The organism is Campylobacter sp. CNRCH_2014_2452, from assembly GCF_025772865.1.
Lineage (GTDB): Bacteria > Campylobacterota > Campylobacteria > Campylobacterales > Campylobacteraceae > Campylobacter_D > Campylobacter_D lari_D.
The window spans coordinates 39,763-60,492 of the sequence record NZ_JAKMSX010000001.1; the positions used below are offsets into that span (position 1 = coordinate 39,763).

Here is a 20,730-nt window from a genome sequence, read left to right on the forward strand (position 1 = left end):
TGGTATTATTTTTTATCTTAAAATATTTTTTATTTAAATTTAACAAGGAAAAAGCATGCAAAGACAAACTTGGAGCAATACGCTAACTTATATCCTTACAGTAGCAGGAGCGACTATTGGTTTTGGAGCCACTTGGCGTTTTCCATATTTAGTGGGTGAAAATGGAGGCGGTGCTTATGTTTTGGCATTTTGTATAGCTATGATTTTTATAGGAATTCCTGTGATTTTGGTCGAAAATGTCATAGGAAGACGCAGAATGCTAAATTCAGTCGATGCTTTTGGCGGAAAAACAAGCGATGGAGTTAAAATATCTAATTCTTGGCAAGGTGTTGGCTATATGGGACTTTTGGGAAGTTTTGGAATCATGGCTTATTATATGGTAATAGGCGGATGGGTTTTAGCTTATATTTTTAAAATTATCATAGGCGATTTTAATCTTTCAAGTCCCATTAACGCTCAATATACAAGCGAATTTTATAGCTCTACTATAGAAAATAATCCTTTATTAATAGGAATTTTTACTACTATATTTGTGATAATTAATTGGATTATCTTAAAAAAAGGTGTGATTGATGGCATAGAAAAGTCAGTAAAATACCTTATGCCATTTTTATTTATCTGTCTTTTGGTTGTTGTTGCGCGCAATTTAACTCTCGAAGGAGCAAGTGAGGGTGTGAAATTTTACCTTACTCCTGATCTTTCTAAAATCACTCCTAAATTGTTTATAGATGTTTTAGGACAAGTATTTTTTGCCTTATCTTTGGGTTTTGGTGTAATGATAACCTTATCATCTCACCTTAAGAAAAATGAGAATTTAATCAAAACTTCTGTTTATACAGGAATTTTAAACACCCTCATAGCAGTGCTTGCTGGATTTATGATTTTCCCTGCTTTATTTAGCGTAGGTTTAACCCCTGATAGTGGGCCATCTTTGGTTTTTAAAACCTTGCCCGTTGCATTTTCACATATACCTTTTGGAAGTATAATTTGTGTGTTTTTCTTTTTGCTTTTAATCATCGCTGCACTTACTACAAGCTTGCCAATTTATCAAGTAATCATTAGTGTTTTGGAGGAAAAATTTAAACTAGCTAAAAATACTGCTATCAATCTAACACTTGGAAGTATTTTTGTTTTGGGAAATTTACCATGCATACTTACTTATGGTCCTTTAAGAGATATTACTATCATCAAGGGAAAAAATATTTTTGATAGCTTTGATTTTATTAGTGGAAATATATTCTTTGTTTTAACCGCATTTTTTTGTTGTATTTATGTAGGTTGGGTGCTTAAAAAAGATGCAATTTATGAACTTTCCAATCAAAATACCCTAAAAGGAAGTATTTTTAAATTATGGTATTATTATGTTAAATTTATTATACCTTTGATTATCTTAGTGATTTTTTATTTTGGAATTTTTTAATTTATACTCATAACGCTTTAACATGCTTATATTTCCTTCAAGGCCTCCTTGATGGATATATAAGATTTTTCCACCAAATTGCTCTTTATGAGCTAATAAAGTTTTAAAACCCACCATATCATAAAGCAAATCAAACTCCACTCCACATTCTTTTTTTAAATCCTTATAAAGATCATAAAATTCCAAATAAGGCTTAGCAAAATGATATTTTTTAGGTGAATTTAATATGGTTAAATTACCAAAATCATAATTTGGCTCTAAGCTTAAAATTTGCTCTTTTAAATATGCACTATCGCCCACACAAGCACATGTAAAAACTTTAAATTTACTATGTTTAGCCAAAAAAGCCGCAGAAGTTCCTGTACCTGAAGGTAAAAAAATACTTACATTTTCACTTAACTGCTCACTAAGCTCTAAGGCTAGTTGCTGGTATCCAAATTCAGCTTCTTTTATAGCTACACCCTCTTCTATAAAAATATCATCATCTTTTTTCAAGGCTAAAGCTTGCAGTCTTCTTGTGGGATAATTTATATTTTCTATTAACTTCACATTGTGTTTTAATGCAAATTCTAAATTTCCATGGGGATTTTCTTTTAAAAAAGAACTCATTTTTTCACAAACAAAAATGAGCAAAAAATCATTTTCATAACAAAACTTAGCTAAAGCAACTAAAGCATTACTTTGAGAGGAGCCAAAAGAAATAAATCTTTGTCCTTTTTTAAATAAATGTTTATTTTTTTCAAAAAAGGCTAGTTTTCTAGCCTTATTTCCATTAATATAACCTAGTAAATCATCTCTTTTGAGTAAAAATTCAAAATCATTGTATTTTAAAACATCAATTCTACTTGCTATCAAGGTATTTTTCAACCTTTTCTAAAGCATTATTTGTATTGATATTAAACTTAATCTCTATTCTACGACTTGCCTCTTTGTCTTCTTTACCATCTTTCATAATTACATCAGAATAAGATCTACCACTTGCCATTAAAAGTTTTTGCAATCTTGGATCTTTGTAAAATGAGTGTATAAAACTCATCACAGCATAAGCTCTTTTTTGTGATAAATCAAGATTATATATATAAGAGCCTGCACTATCCGTATGCCCTTCTATGACTATATTTTCTATACTATTTAAGATATTTTCATCTTTTAAGATATTGTCAAAATACTGTGTTAAAATTGCCTTTAAATTCTCTTTTGCTTGAGCTTTTAGAGTAAAAGAATTTGTATCAAAAAGCACTTCAGAAGGTAAAACTATCGCACCTGTATTAGAATCTAAGGTAATATTAGTATCAAATTTTGCTTGAAGATTTTTGATAGTATTTTCTTTGATTAATCCTAGTTCTTTGATTTTGCTTTTCGCCTCATCAAAATTACGCTCTAATTCTTTGATTTCCTCATCTTTTTTATTTAATCTTTCAAGTAAAGCAAAAATTTGCTGATCTTTTTCATCTAAACTTGAATTTAAATCTTGATTAAGTTTAGTAATATTAGCTTCTAAAGCTTGTTTTTGTTTGCTGATATTATCAAGCGTACTTGAGGTATTACTTAATTTTTGGCTAAGACTTTTTAAAATATCTTCTTTTTGATTTAATTCTTCTTTATTCTCTCTTAAGCGTTCTTCTTGTTTTTGCAAATTTTCTTTTATGATTTGTAAATCACTTTGAGTTAAAACATACTTAACAACTATAGCTCCAATAAGCAAAATAAATATAAAAAGCAAGCCTGCCATTAAATCTGCATAAGCTATCCAAAAATTATTTTCTTCATTGCTAGAATTATTTTTTATCATCTATTTTTTCATCTTCTTTTTGATTTTCAAGCTTTGCAATAACTTGTGTGGTTTGCTCATCTAATTCTTTGCTTTCTTCTTTAAATTCTTGCATTAGTGAAATTTTTTCGTCAATATTTTTTTCATCTTCATAAGCTTCTTTAAAAGTATGCATACCCTCTATAATACTTGCCCTAAAGCCTTCAAAAAGCTTAGTTTGATTATCAAGCATAAGATTTTGATATTTTTCAATATTATTTGAAAAATTATTTACCTTTTCATCTAAAGCACTCACACTTTTATCTAAATGCACAATCTTATCTGAACTCACATCTAAAAGTCTATTATATTGCTCTGAAATTCTTAAGGTTAAATCTTTTATGTTTGAATTTAACATATTTACCGCATTTGCAATCTCGCTATAAGTTTTAACAATATCTTTTTGCTCTCTTTGGGTTTTAGATAAATCACTCATAGTTTGTTTTACATGCTCACTGCTTAATCTTACAGCTTTTTCTTCAGCATTTACAAGTTCTTGAAAAACTTTGAATTTTCTATCTATTGTATTATCTAGTTCTTTAAAAAATTCCTCATTGCTTACATGTTCAAAAATCGTGCCTATTTTTTCAAAATGTTGCAAACTTTCTTGAAGATATTTTCTATCAATTTCTTCTTTAGACCAAAAAAAATCGCTTGTTGCGTTTTTTTGACGATTTAGAAGTTTTTGGAATTTACTACTACCGTATTTTTCAAAAAATATCCACCAAAGTGCTAAGAAAATTCCATAAATTGATACATAAAAGGCTGTTCCTACTCCATTTAATAAAACTGAAATCTCTTGTTCTAAGCCTGCTGTGTCGCTTGAATTAAAATTTGGCATAGACATGGCTATACTTATAAAAGTTCCTAAAATACCAAGCATAGGAAAAATAGCTGCACCCACAGAAGCAAAATTTTCATTTCTCAAATCTTTCACATAAGCATATGCAAAATCATCAAAGCTAGCATTTGACTTTGTTTCTTTACCTATAACTAAAAAATGCTTCATAATATAGCGTTTTAATATCAGCTTAAACTCATCTTTTTGTTGCTCAAAAATACTTGAAGCATAATCAGCACTATGTCTAGCAAAGATCAAAGCCACTAAAAAGATAATCCCTATCATTGCAACACTATGTAATTCTACTTTAAAATCAATCTTTCCAAAATACCCTAAAAGCACTAAAATATACAATATAGCAGGGATAAAAATAATCTTTAAATAAGCGACAATTCCTGTGCTACCTTTTCCTTCAGGTAATACAAGATCAGAAAAATCATCAGTTGTTTTAACTTCCATTTTATAAACCTTTGTTAATTTTACTCTAAAAATTTAAAATCTTCACAGGAAAATCAACTAAGAGTTATAAAACTCTTAGTTTCTATCGATACAATTTAAATCGCTAAAAGCGCACTCTAAGCGTTTGATCATACTCTCTTCGCCCGCTCTAAGCCATACTCTTGGATCATAATATTTTTTATTTGGCTTATCTTCTCCATCTGGATTACCAATTTGGCCTTGCAAATAAGCTTTATTTTTAAGCTCATACTCTCTAACACCATCCCAAAAAGCCCATTGTGTATCTGTATCAATATTCATCTTAATTACACCATAGCTAAGTGCTGCTTTGATATCCTCTATATCGCTACCACTGCCACCATGGAAAACAAAATTGATTGGTTTATCTTCACCAAGATTGAATTTTTCTTTTACATAATTTTGAGAGTTTTTAAGAATTTCAGGTCTTAAAATCACATTTCCTGGTTTATATACTCCATGTACATTACCAAAACTAGCTGCAATTGAAAATCTATCACTAATTTTAGAAAGTCTCTCATAAGCTAATGCTACATCTTCAGGCTGAGTGTATAATTTTGCATTATCAATATTAGTATTATCCACTCCATCTTCTTCACCACCCGTACATCCTAGCTCAAGCTCTAAAGAAATTCCAAGCTCAGACATTTGTTTTAAATAATTCTCACAAGTGCCTAGATTACTTTCTAAATCCTCTTCACTTAAATCAATCATATGAGAGCTAAACAAAGGCTTACCTGTTTCTTTTTTAAACTCAATATTTGCTTCAATCAAAGCATCAATCCAAGGAAGTAATTTTCTAGCAGCATGATCTGTGTGTAAAATTACTGGAACTCCATAAGCTTTTGCCATTAAATGCACATGTCTTGCACCACTTATAGCACCAAGCACATCAGCTTTTGGACAAGCTTTTCCTGCTACAAATTTAGCTCCACCATTTGAAAATTGAATAACCACAGGTGAATTAACTTTTTTAGCACTTTCTAAAACCGCATTAATAGAATTTGTCCCCACGACATTTACCGCAGGGATAGCAAATCCTTCTTTTTTTGCATAATTATATACGGTATTTAGATCATCGCCACTTAAAACACCTGGTTTGACAAGATCTAATACACCCATTATTTATATTCCACTTTTGCTTTTTGACGAAGCTCTTGAGCTTTTTTATTCATAAGTTCTTTAAATTCTTCCATTTTGATATTGCTTTCAATACCTGCTTTTACTTCATTATAACTCATAGTACTTTTCGCTCTAGCATCTTCTTTTAAAATAATATGATATCCAAAATCACTTTTTACTGGTGTTTTAGAAATAGTGCCTTTTTTCATAGAAAAAGCTGCATCAGCAAATGGTTTTACCATAGTTGATTCAGCAAACCATCCAAGATCACCACCTTGAGCCGAAGAACCTTTGTCGATTGATTTTTCTTTTGCAAGTTGAGCAAATTTATCATTTAAAGCTTTTCCACTTAACTTACTAAGCTCGGCAATAATATCTTTAGCTTCTTTTTCACTAGTTACCAAAATATGCTTAGCTTTTACTTGAGCTGGTTTAGTAAATTTATCTTTATTTGCTTCATAGTATTTTTTAGCCTTAGCATCATCATTTTTGATAGAATCAAAAATTTTCTTTTGATAGATATTTACCATGATAGCTTCTTTAGCACGCTCTAATTCTTCTTTATATGAAGGATCATTTTCTATTTTTTGAGCTTTAGCGTCTTTTAATACAAGTTGTTGGATGATATATTGATCAATGATTGCTTTTTTTTGTTCAGCTGGTAAGTCAGTGATTTTAGCACCTCTTAACATAGGAGCAAAAAACTCATTTACTTCTGTATCGCTAATATTGTTTCCATCAAGGGTTGCAACCACCGCAGCATTTAAACTCAAACCTGTTAATAAAGCCGCAGCAACTAAAGAAATTTTTTTCATTGTTTTTCCTTTGAAATAGTTTTGTTGATTTTATTATATCTAAACTTTATTTAAAGCCGATTAACATACAATAAGTTTATGAAAAGAAATTTAGAAATTAAAGAATTATTTTTAAAACATTTTGGACAAGCAAAAACAGAATTAGTTTTTAGTAATGCTTATGAACTTATAGTTTGTGTTATGCTTTCAGCTCAATGTACTGATAAAAGGGTTAATCTCATCACACCTGCTTTATTTAAAGCTTACCCTAGTGTGCAAGATTTAGCTAAGGCAAATTTATCTTCTTTAAAACTTTTGATTAATTCTTGCTCATTTTATAATAATAAAGCACAAAATTTAATCAAAATGGCTCAAGCAGTTTGCGAGCAATTTAATGGTGAAATTCCAATGGACGAGCAAGATTTGAAAACTCTAGCAGGTGTAGGACAAAAAACTGCACATGTAGTGATGATAGAATGGTGCGGGGCTAATTGCATGGCTGTAGATACCCATGTATTTAGAGTTTCACACAGACTTAATCTTAGCAAAGCCAAAACTCCTGAAGAAACCGAAAAAGACTTAACTAAAATTTTTAAAGATAATCTAAACTATCTTCATCAAGCTATGGTGCTTTTTGGGCGTTATACATGTAAAGCTAAAAATCCTTTATGCAAAGAGTGTTTTTTAAATCATTTATGCAAAAGTAAAGATAAGAAAATTTAATCTAGCACCAATTTAGTGCTAGATGATTTTAATGAAAGAATGGTAGATACAAAAAAGCATTGATCACTAAAGCATTTACTATATCTATGAAAAACGCACCCACTAAAGGTACAATAATAAATGCCATATGGCTCATACCATAGTGATTTGTTACAGTTTGCATATTTACCATAGCTGTTGGAGTAGCGCCCAAACCAAAACCACAATGTCCTGCTGCTAAAACTGCTGCGTCATAATCTTTTCCACATACCCTAAAAGTGATAAATATAGCATAAGCAGCCATCATAGCAACCTGAACAGCTAAAATTACCAACATCGGTAGTGCAAGAGTTACTAAATCCCAAAGATTAATAGTCATTAGAGCTAAAGCTAAAAATAAAGATAAGCTTACATTACCTAAAACTGATACTTCTCTATCAAATACATGATGAATTTTTGTAGCTGATAAAACATTTCTTAAAACCACACCTACAAAAAGACAATACACAAAAGTTGGTAAAGTAAAACCTGTATTTGTTTTAATATAAGTAGACAAAGCACTACCTATTAATAAACATAAAGCAATTAATGCCAAAGATTCTATAAAAGAAGAAGGTGTGATTAGTCTTTCTTTTTCTGGAGACTGGAAATTTAAAATCGCATCTTTATCATCATTTTGCTTTGGAACTACTAACTTATATTTATTGACTAAATATCTTGCAACAGGCCCACCTATGATACCACCTGAAATAAGCCCAAAAGTAGCACAAGCAATAGCAACAGTAGTTGCACTAGAGTAAAAATAAGGTTCTTTAATAAATTCAGCTGCCCATGCTGCACCTGTTCCATGACCGCCACTCATTGTAACAGAACCTGCTATAAGTCCCATTAGTGGATTTTGCCCCATAGCACTTGCCACACCTATGCCAACTATATTTTGAGCAAAAAGCAAGCCAACAACAACAACTAAAAAAATTGCTAATTTTCTTCCACCCTTTTTTAAAGAAGCAAAATCAGCTAACAAACCAATACTTGAAAAAAATGCAAGCATTAAAGGATCTTTCATAGATTCATCAAATTTAATATCCAATGAGAAGAAACTATGTAAGATCAAAAGAATAATCGCAGCAATCCCACCACCAACAACTGGCTCAGGGATATTATAATCACGAAGAAATTTTACCCTTTTAATGACAAATACGCCTAAAAGCAATACTATAACCATAGTAACTAGCGTTGCATAAAAATCAAATTTCATAATTCTCCTTTGTTTGATTTATTTATCAATTGTATTCTAAATGACTTTAAAACAACGCAAATAAACAACACTCTTTTCTTATAATATTACAAAATGAAACACTTTTAGTCTTTTTTACTCTGAAATTAAAACAATATTATGATATAAATTAATATTTTTAAGCAAAGATAGCTTTGCTCTGCTAAGCTCTTGGAGTGAATTTATAAACAAAGCGTCCGCATCAAGATAATCTTTTAATTCACTGCGACCTAATTCATATTTTTCTAAATATAGCTGTGTAATTTTTTCTTGATTAACATTAATGTCTTTTACTAATTTTAACAAATCATTATAATACTTGTCATTTTCATAACAAAAATTAAATTCATGGATAGTTCTTTGTAATACATCTTTATATTCAACCAAACGAGCTTGGTATGTTAATTCAGAAATTTTTACATTTTGTTTTACTCTATAAAAGTCCAAAAATGGTAAGTCAATGGCGACATTGCCTCCTAAAATTAAAAATTTAAAACTTTCATCAATATTCTTATCATTCCCATCTAAATTTCCCAATATTTTTATGCTAGGTAAAATACTTTTTTGCACACTTGTATAATCCTTGTAAGAAGCCATAAGTTGATTTAGTTTTGCTTGAACTTGTGGTCTATAAGCAAGCATTTTTAATTCTATATCAAAATTAATTTTTTGCAAAGAAAAATCTTCAAGAGTATAATTTAGCATTTTATTAATCAAATGCTCATCATCTTTACCCAGTAAGTCTTTTATATTTTTAAGAGTTAAGTCTTTATTTTGCAAATTTGTAATGATATTTTGTTTAGTGTTTAATAAAGATTTTTTAATATTTAAAAGATCTATATATTCAACTTTTCCATAATTAAGTTTAGTAGTATAAATTTCTAGCATTTGCTCTAGATTTTTTAAATGTTTGTTTAATAAATGATCTACATCATTGAAATAAATAAATTCAAAAATACTATTTATCGCTAAATTAATCGTATCAAGCTCTAAAGAGTGCAACTCATACTCACTCGCCTTTGCTAAAAATTCAGAACTAGCAACTTGATCTGAAATTTTGCCATATATATCAAGCTCATAATTTAACATAATGCCATTTGAAAAACTATGCGTTTTTGTGCCATTGTTTAAATTTTTTCTTATATTTGCACCAAAATTTCCACTCAAAGTAGGATAAAGATCTAAATTTAAAAGCTTATATCTAGCTAAGGTACTTAAAAAATTAATCCTTGCTATATTTAAGTCTTTATTATTATCAATAATAGCTTTTAAGATATTATTTAAGTCTTGATTGTTATATTTTTCCCACCAAGCCTTGCTTGCGTTAAAATCTTCAAAATATTCTTTTTTTATTTGTTCTTGAGATACTTGTTCTAATTTTACTCCTACGCAGGCATTTAAAAAAAAGGCTATAAAAAATAATAAAAATATTCTCATCTCATTCCTTTGATAAAGCACTAATAGGATTTAAATTTGCTGCATTTTTTGCTGGGAAAAATCCAAAAACCACTCCGATTAAAACCGAACTTAAAAGCCCTAAAAATACCGAATTTAATGAAAGTATCATCGTAAAACCAAAATTTAAAGAATTAAATACTTCAATGATGATAAAAGAAAGCATTACTCCAAAAATAGCCCCTAAAGAACAAATCAACACAGCTTCGATTAAAAACTGCATTAAAATATCTTCTTTTCTAGCTCCAATAGCCATTCTAACTCCAATTTCTCTTGTGCGCTCACTTACTGAAACAAGCATGATATTCATCACACCAATACCACCTACTATCAAAGATACCACTGCAATAGAAGAAATGAGTAAAGTTAAAGTAGCAGTATTTTCCTCAATGGCATTTTTAATTGCGTCAGAATTTATAGTGAAAAAATCTTTTTTTCCGCGTTTAATTTCTAAAATTTTTACCATAGCCTCTTCAGCTAAAGCAGGATTTACCTCATCTTTTACCTTAGTTACTATAGCTCTTATTTGCTTATCTCCTGTGATTTTATTCATCAAAGTAGAATAAGGAGTATAAATTTTAATGGTATTTTCATCAGCTCTAAAGCCTTTATTATCTCTTTCTTTTTTTAAAACACCAACTATAGTTAAAGGTTGCTTGTTAAAAATCACGCTTTTACCTAAAACATCTTTAGCACTAATATTATCAAATAAAATTCTCAAAGCATTTTCATCTATAATGCAAATATTAGTATTATCTTTTATATCCTCATTATTAATAAATCTACCATCTACCATCACAAAACCTCTAAGTCTTAGATGATTTGGCCCTACTCCATAAATTCTAGCTTGTAAAGAATTATTCTTATAAGTTACTACCCCTATTTTGCCTACATCTGCTTCTACTGCTTCTAAATAAGGCAAAGAACTTAAGGTTTTTAAATCACTTAAATTTAGTCTTGTTCTACCTGATCGAATATCCCCCAAACCACGCCCTGAAACAACTTCTATGGTATTAGTCCCAATAGAGCTAATAGAAGCAAGTATATTTTGTTGGGCTCCAAGTCCTAAAGCAACCACGCAAACTACTGAAGCTATACCTATAATAATACCAAGCATAGTAAGCAAAGAACGTAGCTTGTGTGCTACAATAGAAGCTATGGACATTTTTAAACTTTCAAAAAGCTGATTTTTAAGCAAATTAAAGCTTTTTTTCTCTTTTGGCATTAACTTAGCTTTTATTTCGTCTGCTTTTTTTGCACCACTATCGCTTATAATCTTACCATCTTTAATTTCTATAACTCTTTTTGCTCTAGCAGCTATTTCTCTATCATGAGTGACTAAAACTACAGTGTGTCCTTGATCGTTTAGTTTATTTAAAATTTCTAAAACTATCTTACCGCTTTTAGAATCAAGCGCACCCGTTGGCTCATCTGCTAAAATAAGCTCACCGCCATTCATCAAAGCTCTTGCTATGGAAACTCTTTGCTGCTGTCCACCACTTAGCTCATTTGGCTTTGATAATTCTTTGTGATCAAGCTCTAAAAAAGAAAGTAATTCTTTAGCCTTTTGTGATCTTTCATGTTTGTTTTTACCTGCATAAACAGCAGGCAAGGCTACATTATCTTTAGCATTTAAAAGACTAAGCAAATTATATCTTTGGAATATAAAACCAATTTTTTCGCGTCTAATCCTTGCTTTTTCATCTTTACTTAAATTAGTTACTTCATATGCATCTAAAAAATATTTTCCACTACTTGGTTCATCAAGTGTTCCTATAATATTTAAAAGAGAGGTTTTCCCACTACCTGATTGCCCTATAATGGCTACAAATTCTCCCTTTTGAATATAAAGATTAATATTTTCTAAAATAGTTGTATTATTAATCTTTTTTTGTATATTTTCTAAGCGTATCATTTTTTATTTTTACCTATGATAACTAAATCACCCTCATTAATACCATCTAAAATTTGAGTATTTAAACTATCTTTAATACCTAATTTAACAGGTGTTTTCACACTTATATTATTTGCTTTTAAAATTTCTACATAATAACCACTTACATCGCTTTTTATAGCTAAAGTTGGTATAACTAAAGTATTATTTTCTGTTTTAATAGCAATTTCATTTTCTGTGCTCATACCTATGCGTAAAAAATTATTATCATTTTTTACAAAAACCCTTGCATAATAATACACAGCGCTAGTGCTAGTACTTGAGTTTGAGTTTAAATTTGTATTGCTTGTTGCATCGCTTATGGTAGTATTTGCTGGATCTATGCTTGAAATAGTTGCTTCATATTTTTTATCAGGCTCATTTAAAATACTAAATTTAACCTTTTTTCCAACACTAATTTTATTAATATCAGCTTCAGCTATTTGCATACGAATTTCCATTTCACTTAAATCAGCCAAACGCACTATACTTGGTGTATTTTGGTTTGCATTTACAGTTTGCCCCTCTTCAACTGCTACATTGATAATCTCACCCTTACTAGGTGCAGTTATAGTAGTATAAGCTAAATCTTTTTGAGCATTTTTTAAAGAAATTTCAAGTTGAGTAGTTTGAGCTTTTAAATCAGCCACATTTGCTCTTAAGGCATAAAAAGTATTTTTAAGATTTTCAAGATTTTCTAAAGAGGTAGCCTTTTTAGCATAAAGCTTTTGCTCTCTTTGGTATTGTTTAGTAGCTATATCAAGAGCAATTTTTTTACTTTCTAAATTTGCCTTTGCACTTTCAAGTCTAGCTTTGGTAATATCTAAATCATTTTGTTGTTTATCTTTATCAATTTGTGCGATTAAATCACCCTCATTAACACGATCGCCCAATTTTACATATAGTTTAGTAATTTGCCCACTAACTTGTGCACCAACATCAACTTGGGTTTTTGCATAAACTTCACCTATTGCTTCTATGCTTTGAGTAATGTCTTGTTTTTTAACCTCATAAGTTAGATAATTATATTCTTCCTTATTTGCAAAAAAGAAAAAATACATCCCTATAATAAGTATAATCAAAAATATGCTCAAATAAATTATTTTTTTCATTTTAATCCTTTAAAAACCGTATAATAAAATATTTGTATGAAGTAAAAATAAAATTGTAGCAATAAAATATAATTTTAACAATTTTAAAGCTTATAAGATATAAGATAAATTAAACTAAAAATAAGGAAATTATATGCAAGATTATTTAAATTTAATGCAAAATCGCTCTTCTATTAGAGCATATACTCAAGAAAAAATTTCTAGAGAGAACTTAGAATATATCTTAGAATGTGCTAGATTATCTCCTAGTTCTTTAGGACTTGAACCTTGGAAATTCTTAGTTTTTCAAAAAGATGAACATAAAAAAGAAATTGCCAAAATAGCTAACAATCAAAATCATGTAGCAAATTGTGCTGCTATTATTGTTGTGATCTCAAGAGCTGATTTTAAAGATTATTTTGAAGAAAAACTAAAAAAGCGTGGTTTAAGCCAAGAAGAGTTAAATAAACGCTTGCAAACCTATAAGCCATTTTTAGACGCAATGGATTTAGAACAAAGTTTTATTTATGCAAAAGAGCAAAGTCATCTTGCTATTGCAAATATTATCAATGCTGCTTATAGTTTAAATTTGGGTTCGTGTATTATCGGTGGTTTTGATAAAGATAAAATCAATCAATATTTAAATTTAGACACCGCTAAACAAAGAGTATCTATGCTCATTGCTCTAGGACATGCCCAAAAAAATTCTGGTACAGAAAAAGCTCATTTTGCATTTAATGAAGTGGTAGAATTTAAAGATTAATCAAATATCAAAACTCCATTTAAATTTTATATAATAAAATAATATTTTTAAAATAAAATGGAGTTTTAAATGCAAGGAAATTTTTTAAAGATTTTTGGCGTATTGCCATTTTTAGCAGTAGCTTTTATTAATGCTTTTGTGGATTTAGGACACAAAATCATCATACAAAATACCATTTATAAATTTTATGAAGATAGCACCCAACTTTTTCTAACTGCTATTGTCAATGCTTTAATGCTTTTGCCTTTTATTCTTATGCTTTCACCATCTGGATTTTTAGCGGATAAATTTCCTAAAAATAAAATCATGAAAATATCTGCATTATTTTCAGTAATATTAACTTGTATTATTTGTTTGTGTTATTATCTTGGAGCATTTTGGCTTGCATTTACAATGACTTTTATCATGGGAGTGCAATCTGCCTTATACTCTCCTGCAAAATATGGCTTTATAAAAGAATTAGTAGGAAAAGAGCTTTTAGCTATGGGAAATGGAGCTGTCAATGCAGTAAGTATTGTGGCTATTTTAGCCGGTATGGCAGTATTTTCTCTAAGCTTTGAAATGCTTTTTGAGTCAAATTTTAACACTCCTTCGGATATTTTAACACAAATTGCACCTTTGGGTTTTGTATTAATAGCTTTTGCTTTATTAGAACTTTTTTTAGCTTATAAACTTCCTAGCTTAAAAGAAGAAGATAAAAATTTAAGTTTTGATAAAAAACAATATTTACAAGGAAAGCTTTTAACCTCTAATTTAAAAACAATATTTTCTCATAAAATTATTTGGCTTTGCATTATAGGAATTTCACTTTTTTGGGCCATATCACAACTTTATTTAGTGAGTTTTCCTGTATATGCAAAAAATGATCTTTTTATAGAAAATACCTTTTATGTACAATGCTCTTTAGCTTTTTCTGGTATAGGAGTGATTATAGGATCGCTTGTTAGTGGTAAGTTTTCTAAAAATTACATCGAATTAGGTCTTATACCACTAGGTGCTTTAGGGGTTTTTCTAATGAGCATTTTAATGCCATTTTTAGAAAACTTACTAAGTTATAGTGTAGTGTTTTTTATTTTTGGTTTAAGCGGAGCATTTTTTATCATACCTTTAAACTCTCTAATACAATTTCATGCAAAAGAAAATGAACTAGGAAAAGTCTTAGCAGGAAATAATTTCATACAAAATATTTTTATGTTAGGCTTTTTAGCACTAGCTACTTTTGCTGCTTATGTTAAAATTGAAGTGATAAATTTGTTTTATTTTATCATCGCTGTGGCATTTTTTGGAAGCATTTATGTGCTAAGTAAATTGCCTTTTTCTTTAGTGCGTTTATTAATGAGTATAGCGTTTTTTCAACGCTACCGTTTATTGGTAGAAGGTTTTGAGAATATTCCTGAAAAAGGCGGAGCGTTATTACTTGGCAATCATATATCTTTTATAGATTGGGCTATTGTGCAAATGGCTATACCAAGAAAAATTTATTTTGTTATGGAAAAAAGCATTTATTCTAAGTGGTATATTAGAATTTTTCTTGATAAATTTGGAGTTATTCCTGTTTCAAGTGCTTCTAGCAAATCAAGCTTAGAGCTTATTGCTATGCATATTAAAAATGGAAATTTAGTTTGCCTTTTCCCAGAAGGAGTGCTTTCACGCCATGGACAGCTTAATGAATTTAAAGGTGGATTTGAGTTAGTTTGCTCAAAATTAGAAGAGCAAGATGGAGTGATTTTACCTTTTTATATTAGAGGACTTTGGGGAAGTGCTTTTTCAAGAAGTGATGAAGAATTTTCAGCAAGAAACCGCAAAATAAGCAAAAGAAAAATCGCTATTGCTTTTGGAAAAAGCTTGCCAATACACACTAAAAAAGAAGTGGTTAAAGCAAAGGTTTTTGAACTTTCATTTATTGCTTGGAAATCTCAATGTGAAAGTATGCATACTATAGCTAGAGCTTGGATAGATAGCGCTAAAAGAAATTTAAGTCAAATAGCTATTGTTGATCCTTTAATAGGTGGTATTACTTATAGAAAAATGCTTGCTTTAAGTCTAGTTTTTAGCTCTTTTATAAAAAATAGATCACATGAGTTAAATATACAACCTACCCAAGGAAGCTATGCTCCAAAAGAAGAATGTATAGGAATTTTGCTCCCTGCTTCCATGGCTAGCTCTCTTTGTAATCTAGCTGTATTACTTGCAAATAAAATCGTGGTAAATTTAAATTTCACAGCAGGTGTAAAAGCAATAAATCAAGCCATTCAAAGCTCTCAAATTCAACAAATTTATACTTCTAGAAAATTTATGGAAAAATTAGAAAATAAAGGCATAAAACTAGAATTTGAAGAGCATGTTAGAATTATTTTTATGGAAGATATTATCGCAAACTTTAAAAGACAAAAACTCAAAATCTTTTCTATGCTTGCTTTAGTAAGTATCTTACCTACTTGTTTAATAAAAGCATTATTTGCGTCTAATAAACAAAACCTTGCCATAGCTGCTATATTATTTAGTAGTGGTAGCGAGGGAACACCTAAGGGGGTAATGCTAAATAATCGCAATATTTTAAGCAATATAGCTCAAATTTCAGATGTATTATGTGCAAAAAATGAAGATGTTGTCTTATCTTCTTTGCCACCTTTTCATGCTTTTGGATTAACTGTAACTACTTTTATGCCTTTATTAGAAGGGATTAAAAGCATAACACATGCTGATCCAACAGATGCACTAGGTGTAGCAAAAGCTATAGTAAAAAACAATGTTAGCATTATGTGTGCTACTTCAACTTTTTTAGGTATTTATGCAAGAAATAAAAAACTTGATGCGATTATGTTTGAAAGCCTAAGGATTATCGTTTCAGGTGCTGAAAAACTCAAAAGCGAAGTAAGAACTGCCTTTGAAATTAAATTTAAAAAACCTATTTTTGAAGGCTATGGAGCCACTGAAACCACTCCAGTTGCAAGTGTAAATTTACCGAATAAATTTGATCCTGACTATTGGATTTTACACCGTGCAAATAAAGAAGGTAGTGTAGGTATGCCTTTACCAGGAAGTGCTATACGCATAGTAGATCCATCTACTTATGAAAGTTTAAATCATGGAGAAGATGGATTAATACTCATTGGTGGCCATCAGGTTATGGTGGGTTATTTAAACAATAAAGAAAAAACCGATGAAGTTATCAAAGAAATCGATGGCATACGCTGGTATAATACCGGCGATAAAGGCCATGTAGATGAGGATGGCTTTTTATATATAGTAGATCGTTATTCTCGTTTTGCAAAAATTGGTGGTGAGATGATATCTTTAGGAGCTTTAGAAGAAGAAATTGCTAAATTTATCAATACAGATGTAGTAAAATTTTGCGCAGTTGCACTAGATGATGATAAAAAAGGTGAAATGGTATGCTTATTAGTAGAATGCCAAGAGCAAGATTTTGAAGGAATTTGTGAAGCAATTAAAAACTCTACTATGCCTGCTATTTTTAAACCAAGTAGATATTTTAAGGTAGAACAAATCCCACTTTTAGGCTCTGGCAAAGTGGATCTAAAAGGTGCTAAAGATTTAGCTAAAATCTTGCAAGAAAATTAATTCCCAAAGTAAATTTTACTTTGGGAAATTTTATAAACTATTTCTTTTAGTTTTACAATCATATTTTTTATCAAAAACAAGCTTATTATTTTCCTTAACTACTAATTTTCCCTTAATATAAAAATACTCCAAATCGCTAGTTTGTGTTAAGATTATATCCGCCTCCATCATACAACCCTCGCGTCCTATTTGCATTGTTTGAGTAATGGTATATTCTGCACTTAATGGGTTTTCATTTTGAAGTTTTAATTCTCTTTTTAAATTATGCTTTACTAAAACATCAACCTCATCAAATCTATAAACACCTTCTCCAAAAACCCCGCCAACACCATCTGTAATACAAGTCCAAGTATCGTTTAAAATATCATAAGAAATGCTTCTATTTACCCTACCTTCTTCTAAAAGTGTTATTGGGGTTAAAGGAGCACTTTGTGCTTGCATATTGATTTTATCGCTATCTTGACCATTAAAACATGGTAAATTAAATTCACACTCATTTAAATCTAAAGTCAAGGTTGAAATTTTTGGCATAGGCCAAAACATAGGCCAAAAAGAATTTGCTAATGATAATCTTATCTTAGAACCCTTGGCAAATCTATATCCACAAGCATCAAGTTTGATTTGCTTTTGGATAAATTCATCTTTTTTTAAAGGTATAAATTGCTCTTTATTATCACTTAATGCAAGATTGATTACTCCATAACTTACTCTTTTTACAAAACCATCAGCTCTAACTTCACTAAGTTGAGCAAAAAGCATAGCTTTTTCTTGATCGCTTGCAATTTTTACATTTAACATAGGAAAGCCTAAGACATCTAAATCTTGTTCTAAAAAATCACTTTCAAAAACAACTGCCATCCCATCATCTAACCTTTGATCGCTAGGACTTTCTCCTAAAACACCAGCTCCCATCCACTCTCCTGATAAAAGCCCATGATTTAATGGAGTGTTAATTTTGATAAATTCACTTGATTTTTTACATGTTAATTTATGCGGATTTAAATAGTATCTTTTATAGCTAATATCATTTTTAAAATCATTTAAAGCAACAAAACGACCTTCTACTTTCTCTGTTTTTGAATTTGGCTTAGAGCTATTTTCAATATATGCTTGTATCATAGGAGCTTCAAGCACATCGTTTTCTTCATTTTTAAGCCATTTATCCCACCATTTAAGTGCTTCTTGTAAAAAACCCATTGCAGGCAAAGGTAAACCATCATGAGGATAAACATGAGCCCAAGGACCAACGATAGCTTTTTTTGGAACTTTCAAACCATTCATTAGAGTAAAAACAGGATTAGTATAAGAATCAGCCCATCCATCTAATGCAAAAACAGGGACTTGTATATCATCATAATTTTCCCCAACAGATCCATGCTTCCAATAATCATCTTTTAAAGTATGCTCAAGCCATAATGTGGGCCATAAAGGCATATTCTCAAGCCTATTGAGCCATTTTTTTCTACCATTTGGATCAATTTTTGGATCAACAAAGCGTGATTGATATGCAAGCATGATATTACCCCACCAAAAATTATCATTAAGCAAACATCCGCCTTTATAATGAATATCCTCATTAAACCTATCATCAGTAAAACCTACTACTATAATTGCTTTTAAATTTTTAGGTCTTCTTGCTGCAACTTGTAAAGAATTAAAGCCACCCCAAGATTTACCCATCATACCAATATTCCCATCACACCATTCTTGCTTTGCAATCCACTCAATGACTTCTAAGGCATCATCTTGTTCTTGTTTTAAATATTCATCTTCTAATAAACCATCAGATTCCCCACTTCCTCTAATATCAACCCTAACAACCGCATAGCCATTACCACTAAAATATCCGTGCATAGGCTCATCTCTACCCCTTGTTCCATCATTTTTTCTATAAGGAATGTATTCTAATATAGCAGGAACTTTTTCTTTTACTTGAGGAAGCCAAATTCGTGATGAAAGCTTAGTGCCATCTTTTAAAACTATCCATTCATTTTCTATTACTCTAACCTTGTTTTTAAAGTTAAAAACAATTTCCTTCATTTCATCTCCTTTTTATTGTATTTTTTAATCCAAATCAAACAAAACATTACACCCAAAATAGCCATAACTATCATGATGGTAAAATATATATGAAAACCTTTTACACCTGGGTATCTATCTAATAAATCTCCAGCAAGTAATGGTGCAAAAACTTCAGGCAAATACCCAAAAGTAGATACAATACCTATAGCCATACCCGCTAAATGTATAGGAATTTTTCCCTTACTAAGTAAAGAATAATAAATTCCAAAATTAGAATACATAGCTATATAAATTACGACACAAGCAGAAGTTAAAACACTCATTTGTAAAAATCCATTTAATTTTGAACTAAGCATTAAAAAAATAACACCAATTCCCATTAAAATAAAGCCTATCATCATTATTTTAGCTTTTCCATATCCATCTGCTATAAATCCACCCACTACAGAAGAAACCGGACGAATATATTGAGCCAATACCGTTAAAATAGCTGCAAAAACAGCAGAAGTTCCTATAACATTGCTTGCATAAGGAGTAAAATAATAAAAACTCATGTTAAAAAAATATGTACAAAAAGTAATAGCAACCACAAGCCAAAGAGCAGAATTTTTCAAAAGAAAAACCAAGTCTTTGATTTTAATCTTCTCACTTTGCTCATTAATATCATCTTTCAAAAGAAAAAACAATAAAATAGCACTTGCAATAGGAGCTATAGAATAAAACACAATAACCATTTCTATACCTTGTGCGGCCAAGGCTTTTGTTTGAAAATATCCAAAAATACTCGTAGCTATAGCCAAATGTGCAGCACCAACAACTCCTCTACCGCCTTCAAAAATTCCATAAGCCCTTGCTTGTTCTTTAGAATTTGCTAAACTCCTTACTATTTTCATCAAAGAAGGCCAAAAAGTTAATAATGAAGTAATCCCCCAAATTCCATAAATAATCAAAAGTGCATTTAAAGAAGTAAAATATAAATGCAATAAACCACCAAGTCCTGTAGCAATTAAAGAAAAAATCAATAATTTTTTTGGTGCAAAACGATCTGCTAAATAACCTCCTAAAGCATAAGAAAACAAACCAAGCAATCCATAAGCACTACCCAAAAGCCCCATTTCAAAATTATTTAAATGATAAAGACTCATATAATCATCATAATAATACTTTCTAAAATAAGGTAAACCATAAATAATAGATCCGCAAAAGGATAATAACAATAATGTTAAAAAATTATTTTTTAAACTTTGTCCTGTATTTTGTCCCATCAAAAACTCCTTTTGCATACTATATATAATTTTTATGTTTTTTTGCTTTTATATAAGTGATTTTATGCAAAAAATATTATAATAATATATTTTTTACACATTTTAATCTACTTTATTATAAAATTTTATTAATTTAATAATTTATAAGCATAAAAAATTTATTTACAAAATAAAAAT

At 30.0% G+C, this 20,730-nt stretch carries 15 protein-coding genes; 4 read left to right on the forward strand and 11 right to left on the reverse strand.

Features of this window, described 5'->3' with window-relative positions; genetic code table 11:
• The first annotated feature begins 55 nt into the window (after positions 1 to 55).
• Entirely contained in the window at positions 56 to 1,420 is a 1,365-nt protein-coding gene (locus L8X38_RS00190) for a sodium-dependent transporter (protein WP_214126899.1), read from the forward strand.
• Here L8X38_RS00190 and L8X38_RS00195 read toward each other — a convergent pair.
• From L8X38_RS00195 to L8X38_RS00215, 5 genes are all read right to left on the reverse strand, one after another.
• The gene (locus tag L8X38_RS00195) at positions 1,391 to 2,275 is read right to left on the reverse strand and encodes a 1-aminocyclopropane-1-carboxylate deaminase/D-cysteine desulfhydrase (protein ID WP_263660931.1); all 885 of its coding nucleotides are present in this window, start codon (positions 2,273 to 2,275) and stop codon (positions 1,391 to 1,393) included. The genes L8X38_RS00190 and L8X38_RS00195 overlap by 30 nt on opposite strands.
• Positions 2,262 to 3,212: an OmpA family protein gene (locus tag L8X38_RS00200; RefSeq protein WP_133318825.1), complete on the reverse strand. Its 951-nt coding sequence runs from the start codon at positions 3,210 to 3,212 to the stop codon at positions 2,262 to 2,264. The genes L8X38_RS00195 and L8X38_RS00200 overlap by 14 nt, the downstream gene beginning before the upstream one ends.
• Positions 3,199 to 4,530, reverse strand: a complete 1,332-nt coding sequence (locus L8X38_RS00205) for a MotA/TolQ/ExbB proton channel family protein (RefSeq protein ID WP_263660932.1) — start codon at positions 4,528 to 4,530, stop codon at positions 3,199 to 3,201. The genes L8X38_RS00200 and L8X38_RS00205 overlap by 14 nt, the downstream gene beginning before the upstream one ends.
• 75 nt (positions 4,531 to 4,605) lie before the next feature.
• The gene (gene fbaA, locus L8X38_RS00210) at positions 4,606 to 5,670 is read right to left on the reverse strand and encodes a class II fructose-bisphosphate aldolase (protein WP_263660933.1); all 1,065 of its coding nucleotides are present in this window, start codon (positions 5,668 to 5,670) and stop codon (positions 4,606 to 4,608) included.
• A complete protein-coding gene (locus L8X38_RS00215; RefSeq protein WP_133318823.1) occupies positions 5,670 to 6,485 on the reverse strand; it encodes a peptidylprolyl isomerase in 816 nt (271 codons plus the stop codon). The genes fbaA and L8X38_RS00215 overlap by 1 nt, the downstream gene beginning before the upstream one ends.
• A 78-nt stretch (positions 6,486 to 6,563) precedes the next feature.
• Between L8X38_RS00215 and nth the strand changes: the two genes are divergently transcribed.
• Positions 6,564 to 7,187, forward strand: coding sequence for an endonuclease III (gene nth, locus L8X38_RS00220; protein ID WP_133318822.1), 624 nt, complete (start codon positions 6,564 to 6,566; stop codon positions 7,185 to 7,187).
• Between the two features lie 28 nt (positions 7,188 to 7,215).
• Here the strand turns inward: nth and gltS are convergent, their stop codons facing one another.
• From gltS to L8X38_RS00240, 4 genes are all read right to left on the reverse strand, one after another.
• Complete coding sequence (gene gltS / locus L8X38_RS00225) at positions 7,216 to 8,424, reverse strand: sodium/glutamate symporter (protein WP_133318821.1); 1,209 nt, start codon at positions 8,422 to 8,424, stop codon at positions 7,216 to 7,218.
• Positions 8,425 to 8,538: 114 nt separating this feature from the next.
• Positions 8,539 to 9,879 carry a TolC family protein gene (locus tag L8X38_RS00230; protein WP_263660934.1) on the reverse strand — a complete coding sequence of 447 codons (1,341 nt, stop codon included), beginning with the start codon at positions 9,877 to 9,879 and terminating at the stop codon, positions 8,539 to 8,541.
• A gap of 1 nt (position 9,880) precedes the next feature.
• Positions 9,881 to 11,812 (reverse strand): ABC transporter permease, encoded by a 1,932-nt coding sequence (locus L8X38_RS00235; RefSeq protein WP_263660935.1) that lies wholly within the window; start codon positions 11,810 to 11,812, stop codon positions 9,881 to 9,883.
• Positions 11,809 to 12,942: an efflux RND transporter periplasmic adaptor subunit gene (locus L8X38_RS00240; RefSeq protein ID WP_263660936.1), complete on the reverse strand. Its 1,134-nt coding sequence runs from the start codon at positions 12,940 to 12,942 to the stop codon at positions 11,809 to 11,811. The genes L8X38_RS00235 and L8X38_RS00240 overlap by 4 nt, the downstream gene beginning before the upstream one ends.
• 133 nt (positions 12,943 to 13,075) lie before the next feature.
• On the opposite strand from L8X38_RS00240, the gene L8X38_RS00245 reads away from it, so the two are divergent.
• Complete coding sequence (locus L8X38_RS00245) at positions 13,076 to 13,684, forward strand: nitroreductase family protein (protein WP_263660937.1); 609 nt, start codon at positions 13,076 to 13,078, stop codon at positions 13,682 to 13,684.
• 69 nt (positions 13,685 to 13,753) lie between these two features.
• Positions 13,754 to 17,266, forward strand: a complete 3,513-nt coding sequence (locus L8X38_RS00250; protein ID WP_263660938.1) for an acyl-[ACP]--phospholipid O-acyltransferase — start codon at positions 13,754 to 13,756, stop codon at positions 17,264 to 17,266.
• Positions 17,267 to 17,296: 30 nt separating this feature from the next.
• Here L8X38_RS00250 and L8X38_RS00255 read toward each other — a convergent pair whose 3' ends face one another.
• On the reverse strand, positions 17,297 to 19,306 hold the full coding sequence (locus tag L8X38_RS00255; protein ID WP_263660939.1) for a CocE/NonD family hydrolase: 2,010 nt from the start codon (positions 19,304 to 19,306) through the stop codon (positions 17,297 to 17,299).
• Positions 19,303 to 20,553: an MFS transporter gene (locus L8X38_RS00260; RefSeq protein WP_263660940.1), complete on the reverse strand. Its 1,251-nt coding sequence runs from the start codon at positions 20,551 to 20,553 to the stop codon at positions 19,303 to 19,305. The genes L8X38_RS00255 and L8X38_RS00260 overlap by 4 nt, the downstream gene beginning before the upstream one ends.
• Positions 20,554 to 20,730 lie beyond the last annotated feature (177 nt).